Consider the following 19,017-nt stretch of genomic DNA (forward strand, 5'->3'; position numbering starts at 1 on the left):
TCTTTATTTATATTACTTAGCTACGCTCTTAATTTGGTTGATTTGTATAAACGCAACCGTTGTATAACTCATCTTTCGTCGCATCAGGCTTATGGTTTGGATTTACAAACCAAGTATTCTCGTCAGTGATATTCATAGACACGTTAATTGAATTTCGAGCGCCTGGTCCTGAACGCATCACACAAACCTCTTTATTTTGCAGTCGGCTCCAAAGTGCCTCACCATCTGCGCCATCTTCACGAAGTTTAAGGATATCGCCCTTCTGCTCAGCGGCAACGTCACCGTTGGCATTTGATGGGCCGTATTGAGTAATATACCAGTTGGTATTTTCAAACTTGCTACGGTCAAGAACGCCAGTTTCAGCAACGTACTCTGTCAGCATATCGCGAACAGCGTAAACAGGCTCTGCAGAAGAATCCCAAATCACATCATCTTCAGAAATCCACCCTACTTTCAGCATAGGTGTACCTAGTCGGTAATCATTAATAGCCAACACATATGTGTCTGACTCATTAAAATCGCCACCACGGATCTGAGATATCTCAATTCGCTCACCAACCTCTTTACTTAGGTCAACGGTATAATGAATATCGCCATCAAAGATATCGTAGTTATATGATGGAATGGCAGGGTTAAATGAAACCGTCAAATCACCCTCTTGATACGTATTAAAGTAGCCGTAAGACCATTCCATGTATTCTTTTAGCTTGTCACCTTTAATATTAACGGCCACTAACTGGTTGTCATACATGTAAAGGTTAGCACTGTCTTTTTTGCGGAACTCTTGACCATCAAACAAGTTTGATGCATCTGAAAATAACGCAGCGGCCGATACATCTACTTTTATAGGGTTACCATCGGCGTCAACCACCTTGTCTTCAATTTTGTTAATTTGAATTTGGTTGATCAGATCAGTCAATGGAGTGTCATACAATTTACCTGTWTGAATAGTTGTATATAAACGTAGTCCTTCACTGCTTAAGTGTTGTTCTTCACCTACAGCTTCATCCGCAAAGCCACCAGCTGCATTGGTAAAGTTGCCGATGACTTCACCAATTTTGATGTTTGCATCAACAACAGAGGCATCATGAACATGCTGCATTTCTTTTTGCAATGTTGCATCTTCTTTCACATCGGCAACAGTACGGTTTGACATGGTTGTATCAACAATCTGCCATTTACCGTTTTGATCTTTTTCTAGTTCGATTTCAGCTTTTGCTAATGCCCAACCCCAGTTGCCCGGCTCAATAATCTTTACTTTCTCATGGCGATTTTCAGCGTTGTAAACACCAGACTTCGTTTTATCTTCTACTTCGTTACCAGCATCAACAGAAATATTTGGCATTTCAGCCGCAATATCGGCACCTTTTTCGACTTGCTCAATGAAGCGAGCGTGCTCGTGCCCCATGAAGATCACATCAAATTTATCAGCCAGTTTTGATGCAATTTCATGAACACCACGATCATGCTCTTTACGGCCATAGTGTAATGCGCCAATCACGACATCAGGCTGGTACTCACCAATAACCGCATTAACTGTTTCTTCAACAGCGATAAGCTCGTCTTTAAAATCTAAGTTACGGAAGTTTTCAGGGTTGGACGCGTTCCAGACTTTAACCCATGATGGTGTCAGACCGATCACCGCAACTTTAGCACCGTTTACATCAAAAATTTGGTAACCACGTAGGAATGGAACTTCTTCACCATTAGATTGGCAGTCAGTCGCATTTTTGTCCCATACAACATTTGAAGAAATTACCGAGCCATTAAAGCCCTCTAAATTACGATCAAGAAAAGCACGCTCGAAATCAAACTCATGGTTACCCGGTACCCACAAGTCGTAATCCATGAAGTTCATAGTCTCAACAACTGGGTGTAACGGTTCGTTATTAAATAGTTCAGCAGAGTTACCTTGAACAGTATCGCCAAGGTCGATCATTAAGAAGTTTTCGTTATTTTCGCGCTCTTCATGCAATAAAGTCGCAATTTTGGTGAAACCGGCATTCACATCAACGCCATCAAGTGCGTAATCGTAAGCAAAAATACGACCATGCATATCACCTGTCGCACCGATCGTGATGGTTTGGTGAGTCAATTGGTCATTCTCACCTTTTACAATAACGGCTGGTGTAGGTTCAAATGTTTTACATTCTGCAATAGATGCAATTTCGTTTTTTACTTCGTTAGTATTATTGTTATTATCGCATCCCGCTAATGCAGCAACGATTGCTACACTAAGCGCTGTATATTTTAAGGTATTCTTTTTCATTTTTCGCAAACCAGTGAAATTAAAAAAACAAACACTAAGAAATATACGCTTGCAAATAGAGTAAGTACTTAAAAAAGCACCAAAGAAGTTTCAATTTGTAAATTCAGTAAGTTCAATAAATGAATCGTTAATTGTAAACCATTGCATGATACGTAACCGTTAAAACCATACAAATGCACAACATGAATTTGTTCAATAAGAATACAGACACTCACACAGTTAATGCATAGAGAATAACGGTGAATAGGAAGCAATTTTACGCCACCACAGAAGACAGTAGTCGTAATAAATAAACTGAGGCTAGAATTTGTGGCTTAATGTCATTAGTAAACTGGCTTTGCCAAATTAATTAGCAAAGCCAAGAAAAAACTATTCTAGTTCGACTTTAGGTCGGAATGTCATTTCATGCATAACAATGTCATCCGGCAGCTCTAGGATACAAGCCACTGTTTTAGCAACACTTTCTGGTGACATATATTCAGGCCGGTCAGCAACTCTAAAGTTAGAATCTGTTCCACCGGGGAACAATGAAGTGACTTTAATTCCATGTGGCTGAGCTTCTTTCATTAAGATTGAGCTAAACCCTGCTAGCCCTTGTTTCATCGCAGTATAAATGCTCATTGTTTCGTTCGCACGTTTAGCAACAGTACTGACGACATTAATGATGTGACCAGAGTTTAGCGGCTTCATCACTTTCAGTGCTTCGCGGCATAAGAGTGCAGGCGCTCTTAAGTTTATAGCGTATTGATCCTCAAACTCTTCGAGGGTAAATTCATCAATAGAGCACTTTCTTGAAATCATTCCTGCATTGTTAATAAGGACGTCCATTTCACCTAAATGCTGATGCGCTAGCTTAAACATTTCAAGCGTTTGTTCAGTACAACTTAAATCTGCTTGTAAAGTATGGCAGCCTACTGCTGTACTTAGCTCATTTAATTTGTCCAGATTCCGTCCTGTTGCAACAACAACATGTCCTTTTTTTGCTAATAGCTTTGCTAGTTCGTAGCCAATACCACTCGTAGCGCCAGTTATTAGAATGTTCATAATAATCCTATCCGTTGAATATTAAAGCCTGCTGAAAATAAATATATGCACATACGAAAGCCCACGAAGCATTAATCAGACTCTACCAGTAACTTATTAACCGTATTATTTTATATTATCATCAATTATATTCTGACTATATCTGTACATTACTCTTACCATCAATTTAACGCCAGCGAGGTTTATATTATCCGGCTAGATTAATTGAGAAAATCCCCTGCAGCTCTCGCTACAGAGGATTTTTTTACACCGAAAATGAAACTAGATCGCGTTTTCTATCGTATGCCCTTTCGGTAACTGGTGAGCAATACCTTTATGACAATCAATACAGGTATTCCCATCCATTTCCGCCTGACTATGAATTGAAGCAGCTATCGTTCTTTGGGTGCTGAAATCCATATACTCAAAATTGTGGCAATTACGGCACTCCTGAGAGTCATTGTCTTTCATTCGTGCCCACTCTCTGGAAGCCATTTCAAAGCGATGTTCTTCAAACTTCTTCGGTGTATCGATCTTTCCAACTAATTTGCCATAAAGCTCTTTGCTGGCTTGGATCTTACGCACCATTTTTGGCCCCCACTCTTTAGGGACGTGGCAGTCTGAGCAGGTTGCTCGAACGCCACTGCTGTTGGTGTAATGAATCGTACCCATGTATTCCTGATACACGGTATTTTCCATTTCATGACAGCCAATACAGAAGCTTTCTTTATTGGCGACTTCCATTGCAGTATTAAAGCCCCCCCATAAAACAACACCTGCAATCACACCGACTGTTAAGATACTTCCAATAGCAAAATGGCTAGGTTTACGAAACCACTGCCAGCATCGCTGGATAATACCTGGTCGCTTATCTCCCATACATCCCCCTATTTACCGAACTTACCAATCGGCTCGAATGTATTTTCAACGATTGGTTCAGCATTAACTTGAGGCACATGGCACTGCAAACAAAAATATCGGCGAGGTGCAATTTCTGACAATATCTTATTATTAGCGTCCATATAATGCGTTGGACTAACACGAGGTGCGCCTGTACGACGTGTTTTATCGACATCATGACATGCTAAACACCCATTATTACTTGGGTTCATCTGCACATGCTCCGTTGCATGCGGAACAAGCGGCGGTTGATGAACAAAATCTAACCCAAGACGCCCTTGCATTTTAGACACTTGCTTGATCGCCACCACCTCATTGTTATCACCAATCGGCTGATCGCCACGTAGCGAGGTAACCTCGGCGAATGCTGCAACACTTACCACTGCGGCGAGCAGTGCAGATACAACATACTTACCCTTCATTTTTGGCTCCAATTCTTATTAAATTCCGTTATGCTTTTACTACTTTCACCGCACATTTCTTAAAGTCAGTCTCTTTCGAAATAGGGTCAGTGGCATCCAGTGTTACCTTGTTCGTTAGCTGTCCAGCATCAAAGAACGGCATGTAAACAAGCCCTTGTGGTACGCGGTTACGACCACGGGTTTCAACATGGCTTGAAACTTCGCCACGACGAGAAACCAGTTTGATAGCATCTCCACGGCGTAAGCCTCGCTTCTTAGCATCAAGCGGGTGCATGTAAACAACGGCATCTGGGTATGAACGGTATAGTTCTGGTACGCGGCGAGTCATCGAACCAGTGTGCCAGTGCTCTAACACTCGGCCTGTCGATAGCCATAGATCATATTCTGCATCGGGTGCTTCAGCAGGTGGCTCATAAGGCAGGGCAAAAATCACCGCTTTCTTATCTGGCTTACCGTAGAAAGAAAATGCTTCACCTTTATTAACGTAAGGGTCATAACCTTCTGAATAACGCCACACTGTTTCTTTGCCATCGACAACAGGCCAACGTAGGCCACGGGTTTTGTGGTAGGTATCGAATGGGGCTAAATCATGGGCATGATCGCGACCAAAATAGGCGTATTCTTCAAACAAGCCTTTCTGAACGTAGTAACCAAAATCACGAGATTCATCATTTAGCTGATCAGCGGCTAGTTCATCATTACTGAATTTATCGACCTTGCCGTTCTTAAACAGAACGTCATATAGATTTTTGCCTTTCAATTCAGGTTTTTTAGCAATCAAATCCTCTGGCCACACTTCTTCAACGTTGAAACGTTTTGAGAATTCCATGATTTGCCAAAGATCTGATTTAGATTCGCCTGGTGGTGAAATCTGCTGACGCCAGAATTGGGTACGACGCTCTGCATTACCGTAGGCACCTTCTTTTTCTACCCACATTGCTGTTGGTAAAATCAAGTCTGACGCCATTGCCGTTACTGTTGGATAGGGATCCGAAGTAATAATGAAGTTTGCAGGATCACGATAGCCCGGCAGGCGATCTTCATTAATATTAGGCCCTGCTTGCATATTATTGTTACACATTACCCAAAGCACATTGAGCTTACGGTCTTTAAGCATACGATCTTGCAAAATCGCATGATAGCCCGGCTTAGGTGGAATGGTACCAGCAGGAATATTCCATTGGGTTTCACATATTTCACGGTGTTTCGGGTTCATCACCACCATATCGGCAGGTAAGCGGTGAGCAAAAGTACCTACCTCGCGAGCAGTACCACAAGCTGATGGTTGACCGGTTAGTGAGAAAGGCCCACAACCAGGTTTAGAGATCTTACCTGTTAACAGGTGGATGTTATAAATCAGGTTATTTGCCCACACACCACGTGTATGTTGGTTGATCCCCATCGTCCAGTAAGAGACAACGTTGATATCAGGGTTTGCGTACAATTCTGCCAACTCATTAAGTTGATCAATCGGTACACCCGATATTTCAGACGCATATTCTGCCGTGTAAGTTGATACAAACTTTGCGTAGTCTTCAAAGCTCATTGGCGTCGAATCGCCACTACCTGGGTTCTTTGCGGCTTGCTCTAATGGGTGAGACGGACGCAACCCATAACCAATATCGGTCACTCCCTCACGGATATTAACGTGCTTTTCAAGGAACGCTTTATTCACTTTATTATTAGAAATAATATAGTGAGCAACAAAGTTCAAAATGGCCAAGTCAGTCTGAGGACTGAAGATAATCGGGTTATCAGCCAGTTCATAAGTTCGATGTGTATAGGTTGATAGGACAGCTACCTTCACCTTATCATTCGATAAACGTCTGTCGGCTAGACGAGTCCATAAGATCGGGTGCATTTCTGCCATGTTCGCGCCCCAAAGCACAAACGCATCCGCATGCTCTAAATCGTCATAACTGCCCATCGGCTCATCCATACCGAAGGTACGGCCAAAACCAACAACAGCCGATGCCATGCAGTGACGAGCATTCGGGTCGATATTGTTAGAACGGAAGCCCGCTTTATACAACTTCGCCGCTGCGTACCCTTCCCACACCGTCCACTGACCAGAGCCAAACATGCCAATACCACTTGGCCCTTTATCTTTCATGGCTGACTTAAACTTGTCTGCCATTACATCAAAGGCTTCATCCCAACTGACTGGGGTGAACTCCCCTTCTTTGTGATATACCCCATCTCGCTTTCTAAGCAACGGTTGAGTTAGGCGATCTTTCCCGTACATAATTTTAGGTAGGAAGTACCCCTTAACACAGCTAAGGCCTCTATTTACGGGCGACTCCGGATCACCTTGCGCCGCAACCACTCGACCATTTTGCGTCCCAACAAGTATGCTACAGCCCGTGCCACAGAAACGGCATGGTGCTTTATCCCATTTAATTTCTTTATCTTCTCCCGCTGCATGTGTGACCGACACTGGTATAGTCAGCCCTGCTGCGGCAGCCGCGGCTACCGTGGCATTTGCCTTTAAGAAACTACGTCTACTGATTGTCATTTTACGCTTCCTTAAGCTCAGATTGTTCATCCATTTGGTGGAAAATCAGTGTGGTATCCAATACACCGGGCATGGCTTTTATTTCATTAAAACGATCGACGATCCCGTTTTTGCTGCTTCCTTCCAGCGTAACAACCATCTTTCCTGATTCACTGTGTATAGGTACTTCCGCCCCTTTTAGGTTTTCAATTGCTGCTTTTATCAGCTCACTCTGTTTGGCTGCGGCGTAAACAATCAAGCTACTGATATGATATTCATTCACTGCTAACTCCTCCTAAAACAGGCACACTTCATCACCCGCACAAAAGTAAAATACTTACTTTTAAAGTGGTTATTGACCAATTTATGCATTAATAAAAAGCAAGGTATAACCCTAAAGGGGTAACAGGTACTACTATTGAGTTAGATCAAGAAAGAGGCCGTACTGAGTTCACAGTTATTAAAATCAGTAACTTAAAGCTAAATCATGCCATTATGAAAGCTTATGAAGAAATAAGTAAAAATATGCACCCCTAGGCAGTGGGCTCCTAGGGGGAGAAGAAGTGTATCTACATTACTGGCTTAACCATGATTCAAGTTGCTGAGTAACCTTCGGATCACTCAATAATTCATTGTGATTAATACCATAAAAAATTTTCTGCGAAGACTCTAGAAAAAGTAAATTACGTTCAGTCGCTGAATGGCATCCCAGCGCACTGTTTAACGGCACTAAGCCATCTCCGACTAATTGCTCAGCCAGCAAACTCCTTTGGCTTGCTGTTGCCGCCGCAACAGCAAAACAAGCAATACCCTTCGGTAAGGGCACACCGCGTCGCTCATCCGGTTTGTTATGGAAGCGGTCTACTTCTTGCCAGTCTTCATCAACAACATTGCCATAACGTAGATCGGTGATCCCCGCACTGCGAAGGTTGCTGAGCAAATTAAAAGGTGCTGTGTACGGGGTTTTACTAAGGATCACACCGAATTTATTTCCAATGCGCTCTAAAGGTGCACCTTGATGAGGCGTTCCAAGAAAGACTATATTTTTTACAATATTAGGCCAGTCTAATGCCTGCGCCTTAGCATAGTGAACAGCACTTCGCGCCACTAAGCCCCCCATACTGTGGGCAACAATAGACAATTCCTCTATGGGGGTCGGCCAGTTTTTGACAAATAGCTCAAGTAAATCTGAGAGTTCTCTACCATTTTGCGATGTATGTAAACCAGAATTATAACGAAGATAAACAGGGGTATAACCCAATGTCGATGACAGCTGCTGACCATGATCAACTTCGATCCCATCACGCTCACATTGCCATAGTCGATCGTTCATGCATAAGCCATGGATCATCAGCAACACTTTACATTTTGCTTGTGGAATAACTAACGGTTTCAGATTTTCTAATTGCAAAGGTGATTGCTGATAGTAAAAGGTCATTGGGATCGCAAATTGGTTCTTTTTTTCTACCAACTTATCACCCATTACACCATTTAGAGCAGATATCACTGATATTCGTTCAAGCGTGTCAGTTTTATCTTCATCTAGCGATTCAAGCCAAGGCTGTTGTTTCTCAAGTATTTTGTCGACACCATTACCTAAAAACTCAGTAATGGAATAAATATTTTTATACACAAAACCCGTAACACCACGAGTTCGGTCTGGCGCTGCGCCACTTGGCATCCCAAGTGTACGCCAGACAGACTGATGAACACCTTCAGCGATCCGAGTAGCACTGACTGTCGCTTGAGTCGCTAATTGGCCAATGCCTCGAAGATCTGATGCATGAAGGTGCTTAAATCGTTTGGTTGCCGCTTGTTTAACCATTAACGAACTCCATTTCGCGTATTTATTAAGAATAATGAAAAGAAAATATCTTCGTCATACCTAATAACATACGTAAATAGAATAAGCCACCAAGCTCATAACGAAAGGATAAACTAGAGCAATGAACCCAAGCGAGTATATTAAATACTACCCGGCTCTTAGTGCCAATATCGCTTCGATATCTAACTGACCATTATACTGATGAAATGCCGTATCAGCTTGGTCTACCGCGTATACCGACATGCGGTCTGCAAGCTCATTGCCTTCGATACCAGCATGGCCCTTAACGTGTGACAACGTCACCTTGGCTTTAAGCTTGTCATATAACTCATGTGCGGATTGAATGATCTCAAGGTTCTTAATATCGCCCGGATCTTTGCGTTTCCAGCCTTTTTTCTTCCAACTATAAGCCCAGACAGAAATACAATTAATCGAATACTGGGAATCACTTAAAATATGGACACTTTTCCCTTGCTGCAATGCCCTATCAGCCAACAATAGAGCCTGATGTAAAGCGTTCAGCTCTGCAGTATTATTCGTACCATTCGGGTTATATAATCCATACCAGAGCTCAGCCAATTGGTCGCTATGATAAACAGCAATACCTGAGCCCGCTCTTCCTGGGTTAGGATCACATGCACCATCGCAGTATATATTTACGTCAAAGTCAGTTAATGGCACTTTCACTTTTGCTGATACTTTAGGACTTACTTTTGCTCCACCAGCCTTAGCTTGCGGTTTTGGCGCCGCGCTCTTACCTGACTTAAAAGCGGTTTCCGCCTCTTCTCGTGAAGGAAAGGATTTGTACCTTGCCTTTGGGTACTTATCGACAAGCTGCTTGGTTTTGTCCCAAGTGGTGAATACACCTGTTTCACGCCCTACCCAGACAACATAAAATTTTTTAGCCATTTGTTTTCCCTTTATAATCAGAGTGATACATGCTTAAGCTCAATGACACTAGATTACAAATGTCGGCATATCGCAAATATAACCCATCAAGAATACTAAACTAACGACATTGCTGATAGTCACTTGAAAGGGAAGAATAAAATTCATCCTTGATCACACTTTTAACTGACCATAGTGAAGAAACTTTGTACGTTGCCTACGCTTAAGTTAACGCACATTAGAGGGGGAGAGTCGATATGGATTTTACCGAAAAAATGAAGCTAAGAGGAAAGGCAGAAGAAGATTTGTACTTTGCTGAGAGAGATCGGAAACTAATTGATGCCCTCCATGAGCAACAAAGTCAAAAGCTTAATAAGCCAATGAAAAAAAACAGTATGGAATAGAGCTTAATGCTCAGATAAATCTCTACTATGCACGGTAACAAGAAAGTAATTAGCGAGGTTCCGGTTATACTCGTTGTTATTTAACAAGACTCCTGAGCAGTAATTATTATATTCACTACTTTTTATGGAAACATTTTGAAATACAATTAGCTTCAAACATAACTGTTCTCGTTAGCCATACGTGATAGATTTGCTAAGCACAATTTGTTTACTAAAGCGCTGCAATGGAGTCGCACCGCAATTACGAAGAGAAACAAAACACCTTGAATACATTGCCTATCAGCCGCGCAACTATTAGTGCGCCATTCTTAAAGTTTGCAGATGATAACAATATCGATTCATCAACAGTTTTAAAAGCATTTAAATTAAATAAACAAGCACTTACAAACCCTAACATTTATCTTCCTACTCACATGATAGGGAGACTGGCTGATACAGTTGCAAAGTTATCAAACCACCATGATCTCGGTTTTCATGCTGCCCAATATAATGATTTAGATGACTTACACCCTACACTAAGTAAATGTATTCAAAGTAATAATGATTTATCTGGCTTACTATCAACGGTTATGACACATCAGAAATTACAGGGCTCTCATTTTAAACTTTGGGTCGAATACAATGAAAATAAACTTCGTATTTATCATAAAAGCGCATTAAAAAGTACAGACCGGGGGTTTGAGTACGCCAATGATTTTACTACATTTAAGCTATTAGGGTTATTAAGAAAATACCTTGGTAACACATGGAAACCAGATTACCTTGTCATGGAAAACAACTCCCCCCCGCAGGCTAAAATTGTTGGGCAGACCAAACAATATAGAGTCATCACTGGTCAAAAATGCAACTACATCCCCGTTGAATGTGCTATAGAGACTCTGCACTTTCAAAGTGAAACTCAAAGTCGTAGTTGTTTGTCTTCTCGTTTAGAACACATCATTGACATATTTTGGCAGCATGAGTCTTTTAGCCTTGAATTTGTAGCGCACTTATTCGGTGTGTCTGAACGCACATTGCAGCGTCTATTTATTGATCAAGGTTCATCGTTTAGAGATTATATCAATAAGAAAAAACTAAAGAAGTCTTTAGAGTTACTAAAGGAAGGCATGAGTGTTAACGATGTAGCTTTTGAACTTGGTTATAGCGATCCATCGAATTTCACTCGTGCATTAAAAAAGCAAATTAATATGACTCCTCGTCAATATTTAATGCAGTCATAATAATTCAGCTTTACCTTAAACAAAAAGACCCTCACAATGTGAGGGTAAAACTTACTTCAAGTCACACATACAGAACTATACAGTAAGGGTTCCTACTTCTCGTTACTTATTTTAATTGGAGCCGAATGTAGCGACTCATCAATATTATTATTGACCTCTAACCAAGTTTCAGTTTCGGTATCAAAAATATGTGGAGCCCCACTGATTGGATTAGAGCCAGTCCAAAATTCCAAAGAATTCAAAACTATATAGTCTGCTGCGACAGTTACACCATAAAGTGGCGACATAGCCATATTCAAACCACCACGAGCATATCGGTTATCGACTGCTTCAATGTTATATTCCATCAATTTAGTGGTAGCAACATTACTACCAACACATCCACTAAGAATTAAAGTTGCCGCTACAGAAAATACTACTTTAGTTACATTATTAAATATCATCATTTTAATGTCTAACTTAACCGTTAAAAATAAACACTCATTTCGCAATAAAAACCAATATACGAATAAAAAAAGCCCCAAACATTTGGGGCAAATCCTACATATCGATCTTATAGCTACTCGTTTTTCAGGTATTACAACATCAACCAGTTAGGCATAGAAGGTCATTTAGCGACACTTACATCTTAATAAACATTCTTCCATATAAATTTAGTCACTTTATATGTGCTGAATGTAATGAGTTATTAATATTTCATTTACATCCAGCCATATTTTGGTTTCAATGTTAAAGGTGTGAGGTACCCCATTAATTGTGTTGCTGCCAGTTAAAAATTCTTGTGAGTTCAGAATCAACTAGCCAGCTGTGATAGTCACACCATATATTATTCTATTTAAATTGCCCCATAAACAACATCATCGCCAATAATCGTGGCTCTAATACGAATATCTTTAATAGTCATTGGATCAACTTTCAGTGGGTTTTCATCAAGAATAATAAAATCTGCCAGCTTTCCAGCTTCGATTGACCCTTTGATTTCATCTTCAAAGCTTTGCCAAGCAGCATGTATAGTCACACCTTTCATCGCATCATATACCGATACACCTTGCGCTTCTTTACCTAAATCCCTGCCACTTGATGACTGTCGGTTGACCGCTGACCAGATAGACTTTAATGGGCTAATAGGCGTGATGTAGGTATCATTATGCAATGTAAACGGTAAACCCTTACGCACTGCGGAGCCTGCTGGGCTCATGCGTTCAGCACGTTCTGCACCCATAAATATTTCGTAATGACGATCACCCCAGAAATAAGTATGCGTTGAGAAGAAAGAAGGGATAGCACCTAGCGCTTTCATTCTGTCGAGTTGGTCATCACGTGCCATCTGACTATGAATGACAATATGGCGAGTGTCCTCTCTTGGGAAGGCTTTCTGAGCCGCATCAAAAGCATCTAATATATAATCGATCGCCTTATCACCATTCCCATGAATCGCAAGTTGATGCCCTTTCTTATGAAGACTCAAAACCATTTCTTCAAGAGCTTCATGGTCATGTGTTGGATAACCCGCATGATCTACCTGCCCTTCCGGTTGCTTGTAGTAAGGGTCTGATAAGTAAGCTGTATATCCTTGAATAGAGCCATCAGCGGTTAATTTATGCGCCCCCAAAACAAGCATCTGATCTTGATCTATAGCGGTTCCAGAAGCAATATTAGGATACAGTTCCAGCTCCGCTGTTCCTCCACCTTGTGCTAAAGGACGGAAAATCGTACGGACTTTCAACGTTCCGGCCTCCAGCCCTTGTTGCAGTAACTCCCATTGATTGAAGTTACCCCACCCTTCATGTGCTGTCGTTACACCTGCTGCAAGATACATGTCAGAGCCCGCTTCCATAGCTTGAACATAATCTTGAGGCTTATAGCTTGGGACGACTTTATAGACAGGTGGTAGAGCAGATTCAATGACCCCTGTTGGTTCACCTGTTTTAGGGTTCTTTTGGATATGGCCATCATCGGGATCAGGCGTGTCTTTATCAATGCCGGCTAACTCCAGCGCCAGCGTATTTGCTGAAGACAACCAGCCAGAGACATGCTGTACATAAATTGGATGCTTTGTGCTGACTTTATCTAAATCTTCGCGGGTTGGGTGCCGCATTTCCTTGATATTAGTATCGTCATAACCCCACCCCAAAATCCACTCACCTTCTGGGGTCACTTCCGCTTGCTGTTTAAGGAGCAACATCATGTCGTCCATGGTTTTCACAGTGCCTATCGGCTTACTGTTAACATCTACCCAGCCATAAGCATACTCTGCCATAAAAAAGAAATGACCATGCGGGTCAATAAACCCTGGCAACATTGTCTTTCCTTCCAAGTCCACAATATTTGTATGCTCAGAGGCAAGTGACTTCATCTCTGAAAGTTCACCAACTGCTTGTATCTTCCCCTGACTAACTGCAACAGCCTCAACCGTTTTTCTAGAGTCATCCATCGTGATGATGTGGCCATTGGTATAGATGGTCTCTGCTTCTATACCATTGGCTCCCGCAGAAAAAATCAGAGAGATTGCACAGAGGGTACCTAATGTTTCTTTTTTCGTTAAGTGACTACATTTTTTCAATTTTTGCTCCAAGGCACATATAGTATTTTTATAAATAGCCGATACATCAGCAAATTTAATACTATCGTTGTCTTGTAATACAAAATTATCATCAGTGTTAATTATTATTTCAATCTATAACATATTATTTTTTTAACAACRTGCATTTGCATAATATTTAGAGGTAACTTCGCCTAATTACTCTCGGTAAACTTAATATCGTTACGCGGAGGTTAAATTTTCATCTACCTATTCATTCGTACATCTAATATCTTGTTACAATGCATAAAGTGGTGTTAATTTATACGACTGGCTTAGAAACACCGTTAAAACTGTGACCTAGAACCAAAATCGTTTATGTCTCTCGCTCATTACGTTAAACTTCACATCAACTGACTAACAATTGATGAGTAAGCGCTGGTTATAACAATATTGCCAGTCAATGTGTACTTAAGTGAACACGCCCTTACTTATAGCTTTCGGCTTGCCTTTGCTTTAGTAACTCAAAGACCTTGCCGAACAAAAAAGAGTTAAAACAAATGAGCAGCMAAACAATTCAGTGGTTTCCGGGCCACATGCACAAAGCACGTAAAGAAATTGAAGAAGTACTTCCTAAAATTGACGTCATCATTGAAGTACTTGATGCCCGTATTCCGTTCAGTAGTGAAAACCCACTGATTAAAACTTTCCGTGAGAAAAACACGACACCTGTCGTTAAAGTACTGAACAAACGTGATTTAGCTGATCCGGAAATGACGCAGTTGTGGATTGACCACCTTGAGAAAGAACAAGGTGTAAAGGCTATAGCCATCACCACAGAGAACCTTAGCGAAGTGAAGATGATCACTGAGCTATGCCGCAAGCTGGCGCCACACCGCGAAGACATGGGTAAGAATATTCGCACCATGATCATGGGTATTCCAAATGTCGGTAAATCTACCATCATCAATGCACTAGCAGGCCGTACTGTTGCCATCACTGGTAACCAGCCAGCAGTGACACGTCAACAACAGCGTATCAATCTACAAAATGGTATCGTTTTATCGGATACACCAGGAATTTTGTGGCCTAAAGTTGAAAACCCGCATAGTGGTTTCCGCCTTGCCGCAACAGGTGCCGTTAAAGATACCGCAATGGATTACACTGACGTTGCATTCTTTACCATTGAATACCTTATTCAGGCATATCCTGATCTTATCAAAGCTCGCTACGAACTAGATGACGATTTACCTGAAAGTGAAATTGAACTGATGGAAGAGATTGGTCGCAAGCGAGGCTGTTTACGTTCTGGTGGCCGTATAGACCTTCACAAAGCCTCTGAAATTCTGATCAATGAGCTACGTAACGGAACTCTGGGTAAGATCACTATGGAACGCCCAGAAATGATCACTGAAGAGTTGGTGAACGTAGAAATTGAAGCGGAACGTAAAAAAGAACAGCAAATCAAGAAGAAAGAAGAACGTCGTAAGCGCTATTTGCGTAATAAGCGTTAATACTCCAGCGTAGATTCCACGCTTAAGCCTTCTTCATTAAACCATCAAGCCATGTTTACTGTTTACGTAACTAAGTTTGATGGTTTTTTTTCATCTTGTAGCACAGATACTTTGTAAGCCTTTTTAACAACAAGGTTGCACTATGAACATAAAATCACGAAAATACGTGAAAACTAGCGAACAATGAAACTTTCGACTACTAGCACGGTCAGAATGTCGTTGTTAGTTTGATTTCCAAACATTTATTGGAAGTTATTTTATTTTTATGGCGATTGAGAGCATTAATGCATAATAGGTTAAATCGTAACCAAACAGCAAAATATACACTGCTGCTAGTTATGCTAGTCATTTTTGTCTGCTCGGGACAAAATTTTGGCCTAGTGACTAGCTGTAATGTGTATGGTGCTGACAATGCTCAATCAACCGACAGCTACTTTAATACCCCAGCACTCTCAGCTGAGATCCAACGCTCTCTAGACAGCCAGTCATCAGAAAACACCGATAAATGCTCACTGTCCGATCACCTGCTGCAACTGCACCAACATACTTTTGAACATGCCATTATCAGCCTATTCATTATTGTGCTGACATTTTCAATGTTCGCTGGTGTTAGTCGTATTGTGCCAGTACTAACCGAGCCTATCCCCCCGACGCGGCGACGTCACCTTACCTTTTGCGTATTTCGAGAATAACCCCAGATTGATTTATCAGGTATTTACCTGCGCTTTCTGCTGTTTTATTTTTGGAGTTATTACATTGAAAACTATGATATTTAAACGATTATCTTTCTTTACAACCCTTGTGGCGTTAGTGAGTACTCTCATCTCGCTTTCTGTTTCTGCTACTGAGTATTCAACGGGGTGGCTCAACAACCCTGATCATCCACCAGTACAACTTCGCTATATGCTGACTGGGCAACAAGATACAGCCTCAAATACGGTAGAAGCTCTATTAGAAGTAAAACTGGATACCGACTGGAAAACCTATTGGCGTAGCCCCGGTGAAGGTGGTGTGGCGCCAACAATTAATTGGGAACTGTCAAACAACCTTGCCGATGTTGACTGGCATTGGCCAATGCCAAAGCGCTATGAGTTTCTTGGTGTCGAAACCTTAGGCTACAAAGAGAACATCGTCTTTCCAATGACGTTGTATATTGATGACATGAACAAGCCTGTTTTCCTATCGGGTGTGTTAACCATGTCGTCTTGCACCAATATTTGCGTCTTAACCGATTATGAGATTTCGCTTAGCTTTAACCCTGCAGATCTAACGGCTTCTGCCGAAGCAATGCACCTTTACAACCAAGGCATGACGCTAGTACCGAAAACTCAAGCCACTGTTGAGCTAAATGCACTTTCTTGGAACAAAGATAAGCGTGTCATGTCTGTTGTCGCGACAAATACATTAGGTTGGAAATCACCAGATGTATTCATTGATGGTGAGACACAAAATGTACAAGACGCTTCTTTCCTTAAACCCAAAATCCATGTTGATGGTAATACGCTTACTGCACAAATGGATGTAAGCAGCTGGTTTGGTGAACCTAAGCTTCTAGGCGAAACCCTTAACGTAACAATCAGCGACACTGATTTCTCTGTTGAAGTTCAAGGGATCGCCAACGATATCCCCGTCACTATCGCTGGCGGTAACACCAATTTGCTTGAGATCATTGGTATCGCGCTTTTAGGCGGCCTGATCTTGAATATCATGCCATGTGTACTGCCTGTACTTGGAATGAAGTTAAGCAGTGTTATCACCGCAAACGGCCTACAGCAACGTCAAATTCGGATGCAGTTCCTATCGTCTGCCGCCGGAATTTTAACGTCTTTCTGGCTTCTTGCCGGATTCTTGATTGTTCTTAAGCTATCAGGCCAAGCCTTAGGTTGGGGGGTTCAATTCCAAAGCCCTTACTTCATTGGTGCGATGGTACTAATCACCATTTTATTTGCAGCAAACATGCTGGGCTTGTTTGAAATTCGCCTATCAAGCAATACAAACACCTGGATGGCAACTAAAGGTGATGACTCATATGCGGGTCATTTCGTCCAAGGTATGTTCGCAACCCTACTGGCCACACCATGCAGTGCACCATTTTTAGGAACGGCTGTTGCTTTTGCTTTAGGTGCAAGTAACGTGACGCTAATTGCTGTCTTTACGGCTTTAGCCGTTGGTATGGCTGCACCATGGCTACTTATCGCCCTTTTCCCTCGCCTTGCCAATGCCCTGCCAAAACCAGGCCTGTGGATGGATAAAGTAAAAACGTTATTCGGCTTTATGATGCTAGCCACCAGCCTGTGGTTACTAAGCTTAATGACTAACTTCTTCGGTACCGCAACAATCGTTATTGTTGGTGTATTAATGGTTATTGCGTTGCTATGGCGCTTAGGCAAAGTAAAAGGACGCAAACCTGTTATCTTAGCGGTTGCTTTCATTATCTTTGGTACTGGCGGAGGCTTAATTGCTGGTAGCATGACAGCAGATCGTTGGGCAACACCACTACCTAAAGATCACTTTTGGCAGCCTCTGAATATCAATGAAATTCAGGCACAAGTCAGCCAAGGTAAAACCGTTTTTGTTGATGTAACTGCAGATTGGTGTATTACCTGTAAGGTCAATAAAGTAACGGTATTACTCCAAGATCCAGTCTACTCAACATTGGGCGAAGAAAATATCGTATTGATGCGCGGAGACTGGACGAAGCCATCAGACTATGTAACGGGCTTTCTGCGTGCCAATGGCCGTTTTGGTGTCCCGTTTAATATTGTCTACGGGCCAAATGCACCAATGGGCATTCCGCTACCTGTTATTCTGAAAAGTGATGAGGTAATAACAGCGATTGAAGCTGCAAGCGGTAAAGGTGGTCAGTAATGGATGTTGAACCAAAAACAACAACCGAACACACTTTAAATAACAAGCCGCCATCGAAATTTAGGCGCTTTATAAAAGAAGCTGTGCTGATGTTTCTTGTCATCATTGCCATCACTGTTGCGATGGATGTTTGGCGAAGCCAAAGTATGCCTAAAGGTGATGTTCCCCCCTTGATTATGGAAACAACCCAAGGCAAAACAGTTGATTTAATCGCTAGAAGTTACGAAAAACCTGTCCTCGTTTACTTTTGGGGAACCTGGTGTAGCGTTTGCCGATTCGTTAGCCCGACCGTAAATTGGCTAAATAATGATTATGACGTTATTTCTGTCGCGGTTAATTCAGGTGATGATAGACGATTAAATGCTTACCTCAACCACCATGAATATCGTTTTGACACCATTAACGACAATGCAGGAAAACTCATGAGGCAATGGGGTGTATCAGCAGTGCCGTCAGTCATCATTGTAAAAGATGGGCAAGTATCTTCAATCACAACTGGGTTTAGCTCTCCTCCTGGGCTCTTGTTGAGAATGAAGCTGGCTAGCTAATATAAAAGTAAACAGCCCAGTCAGTAATTTCTATAGAGTAGCTACTTATATAGAGTAGCTACTTATATAGAGTAGCTACACTGGGCTGTTTTTTACTCACCTTGTCAGTCGGAAACCTGAC

The 19,017-nt window shown here is 41.8% G+C and carries 16 protein-coding genes; 6 read left to right on the forward strand and 10 right to left on the reverse strand.

Going from position 1 to position 19,017, the window contains the following annotated elements; all coding sequences use genetic code 11:
• Nucleotides 1-28: 28 nt before the first annotated feature.
• The 8 genes from L4D09_RS18325 to L4D09_RS18360 all read right to left on the reverse strand — a co-directional run bounded on the left by L4D09_RS18325 (nt 29) and on the right by L4D09_RS18360 (nt 9,842).
• Entirely contained in the window at nt 29-2,269 is a 2,241-nt protein-coding gene (locus L4D09_RS18325; protein ID WP_428458966.1) for a bifunctional metallophosphatase/5'-nucleotidase, read from the reverse strand.
• Between the two features lie 369 nt (nt 2,270-2,638).
• A complete protein-coding gene (locus tag L4D09_RS18330) occupies nt 2,639-3,313 on the reverse strand; it encodes an SDR family oxidoreductase (RefSeq protein ID WP_428458967.1) in 675 nt (224 codons plus the stop codon).
• Between the two features lie 261 nt (nt 3,314-3,574).
• Complete coding sequence (locus L4D09_RS18335) at nt 3,575-4,171, reverse strand: NapC/NirT family cytochrome c (RefSeq protein WP_428458968.1); 597 nt, start codon at nt 4,169-4,171, stop codon at nt 3,575-3,577.
• 8 nt (nt 4,172-4,179) lie between these two features.
• On the reverse strand, nt 4,180-4,614 hold the full coding sequence (locus L4D09_RS18340) for a nitrate reductase cytochrome c-type subunit (protein ID WP_428458969.1): 435 nt from the start codon (nt 4,612-4,614) through the stop codon (nt 4,180-4,182).
• A gap of 28 nt (nt 4,615-4,642) precedes the next feature.
• Nucleotides 4,643-7,129: a nitrate reductase catalytic subunit NapA gene (gene napA, locus L4D09_RS18345; RefSeq protein WP_428458970.1), complete on the reverse strand. Its 2,487-nt coding sequence runs from the start codon at nt 7,127-7,129 to the stop codon at nt 4,643-4,645.
• A 1-nt stretch (nt 7,130) separates the two neighbouring features.
• Nucleotides 7,131-7,391 (reverse strand): chaperone NapD, encoded by a 261-nt coding sequence (locus L4D09_RS18350; RefSeq protein ID WP_428458971.1) that lies wholly within the window; start codon nt 7,389-7,391, stop codon nt 7,131-7,133.
• A gap of 291 nt (nt 7,392-7,682) precedes the next feature.
• A complete protein-coding gene (locus L4D09_RS18355; RefSeq protein WP_428458972.1) occupies nt 7,683-8,933 on the reverse strand; it encodes an esterase/lipase family protein in 1,251 nt (416 codons plus the stop codon).
• A gap of 147 nt (nt 8,934-9,080) precedes the next feature.
• On the reverse strand, nt 9,081-9,842 hold the full coding sequence (locus tag L4D09_RS18360; RefSeq protein ID WP_428458973.1) for a ribonuclease H1 domain-containing protein: 762 nt from the start codon (nt 9,840-9,842) through the stop codon (nt 9,081-9,083).
• 236 nt (nt 9,843-10,078) lie between these two features.
• Between L4D09_RS18360 and L4D09_RS18365 the strand changes: the two genes are divergently transcribed.
• Together L4D09_RS18365 and L4D09_RS18370 are read left to right on the forward strand one after the other, a co-directional pair.
• On the forward strand, nt 10,079-10,225 hold the full coding sequence (locus tag L4D09_RS18365; RefSeq protein WP_428458974.1) for a hypothetical protein: 147 nt from the start codon (nt 10,079-10,081) through the stop codon (nt 10,223-10,225).
• A 224-nt stretch (nt 10,226-10,449) separates the two neighbouring features.
• Entirely contained in the window at nt 10,450-11,445 is a 996-nt protein-coding gene (locus tag L4D09_RS18370; protein WP_428458975.1) for a helix-turn-helix domain-containing protein, read from the forward strand.
• A gap of 92 nt (nt 11,446-11,537) precedes the next feature.
• Here L4D09_RS18370 and L4D09_RS18375 read toward each other — a convergent pair whose 3' ends face one another.
• Entirely contained in the window at nt 11,538-11,891 is a 354-nt protein-coding gene (locus L4D09_RS18375) for a DUF3332 family protein (protein WP_428458976.1), read from the reverse strand.
• A 389-nt stretch (nt 11,892-12,280) separates the two neighbouring features.
• Nucleotides 12,281-14,008, reverse strand: a complete 1,728-nt coding sequence (locus L4D09_RS18380; protein ID WP_428458977.1) for an amidohydrolase — start codon at nt 14,006-14,008, stop codon at nt 12,281-12,283.
• Between the two features lie 518 nt (nt 14,009-14,526).
• On the opposite strand from L4D09_RS18380, the gene ylqF reads away from it, so the two are divergent.
• The 4 genes from ylqF (at nt 14,527) to L4D09_RS18400 (ending at nt 18,896) form a co-directional block, all read left to right on the forward strand.
• A complete protein-coding gene (gene ylqF, locus L4D09_RS18385) occupies nt 14,527-15,480 on the forward strand; it encodes a ribosome biogenesis GTPase YlqF (protein ID WP_428458978.1) in 954 nt (317 codons plus the stop codon).
• Between the two features lie 284 nt (nt 15,481-15,764).
• A complete protein-coding gene (locus L4D09_RS18390) occupies nt 15,765-16,172 on the forward strand; it encodes a hypothetical protein (protein ID WP_428458979.1) in 408 nt (135 codons plus the stop codon).
• 73 nt (nt 16,173-16,245) lie between these two features.
• Complete coding sequence (locus L4D09_RS18395; RefSeq protein ID WP_428459017.1) at nt 16,246-18,348, forward strand: protein-disulfide reductase DsbD family protein; 2,103 nt, start codon at nt 16,246-16,248, stop codon at nt 18,346-18,348.
• Complete coding sequence (locus L4D09_RS18400) at nt 18,348-18,896, forward strand: protein disulfide oxidoreductase (RefSeq protein ID WP_428458980.1); 549 nt, start codon at nt 18,348-18,350, stop codon at nt 18,894-18,896. Before L4D09_RS18395 ends, L4D09_RS18400 begins: the two co-directional genes overlap by 1 nt.
• The last annotated feature ends 121 nt before the right edge of the window (nt 18,897-19,017 follow it).

Source organism: Photobacterium makurazakiensis, from assembly GCF_050336715.1.
Taxonomy (GTDB): Bacteria; Pseudomonadota; Gammaproteobacteria; order Enterobacterales; family Vibrionaceae; genus Photobacterium; species Photobacterium makurazakiensis.

Excerpts from the sequence above, each read along its gene's own strand:
- L4D09_RS18375 (WP_428458976.1), bottom strand. The coding sequence starts at position 11,891 with ATGATGATATTTAATAATGTAACTAAAGTAGTATTTTCTGTAGCGGCA.
- L4D09_RS18355 (WP_428458972.1), bottom strand. The coding sequence starts at position 8,933 with ATGGTTAAACAAGCGGCAACCAAACGATTTAAGCACCTTCATGCATCA.
- L4D09_RS18335 (WP_428458968.1), bottom strand. The coding sequence starts at position 4,171 with ATGGGAGATAAGCGACCAGGTATTATCCAGCGATGCTGGCAGTGGTTT.
- L4D09_RS18360 (WP_428458973.1), bottom strand. The coding sequence starts at position 9,842 with ATGGCTAAAAAATTTTATGTTGTCTGGGTAGGGCGTGAAACAGGTGTA.
- L4D09_RS18330 (WP_428458967.1), bottom strand. The coding sequence starts at position 3,313 with ATGAACATTCTAATAACTGGCGCTACGAGTGGTATTGGCTACGAACTA.
- napA (WP_428458970.1), bottom strand. The coding sequence starts at position 7,129 with ATGACAATCAGTAGACGTAGTTTCTTAAAGGCAAATGCCACGGTAGCC.
- L4D09_RS18365 (WP_428458974.1), top strand. The coding sequence starts at position 10,079 with ATGGATTTTACCGAAAAAATGAAGCTAAGAGGAAAGGCAGAAGAAGAT.
- L4D09_RS18340 (WP_428458969.1), bottom strand. The coding sequence starts at position 4,614 with ATGAAGGGTAAGTATGTTGTATCTGCACTGCTCGCCGCAGTGGTAAGT.
- L4D09_RS18390 (WP_428458979.1), top strand. The coding sequence starts at position 15,765 with ATGCATAATAGGTTAAATCGTAACCAAACAGCAAAATATACACTGCTG.
- L4D09_RS18370 (WP_428458975.1), top strand. The coding sequence starts at position 10,450 with ATGGAGTCGCACCGCAATTACGAAGAGAAACAAAACACCTTGAATACA.
- L4D09_RS18400 (WP_428458980.1), top strand. The coding sequence starts at position 18,348 with ATGGATGTTGAACCAAAAACAACAACCGAACACACTTTAAATAACAAG.
- L4D09_RS18395 (WP_428459017.1), top strand. The coding sequence starts at position 16,246 with ATGATATTTAAACGATTATCTTTCTTTACAACCCTTGTGGCGTTAGTG.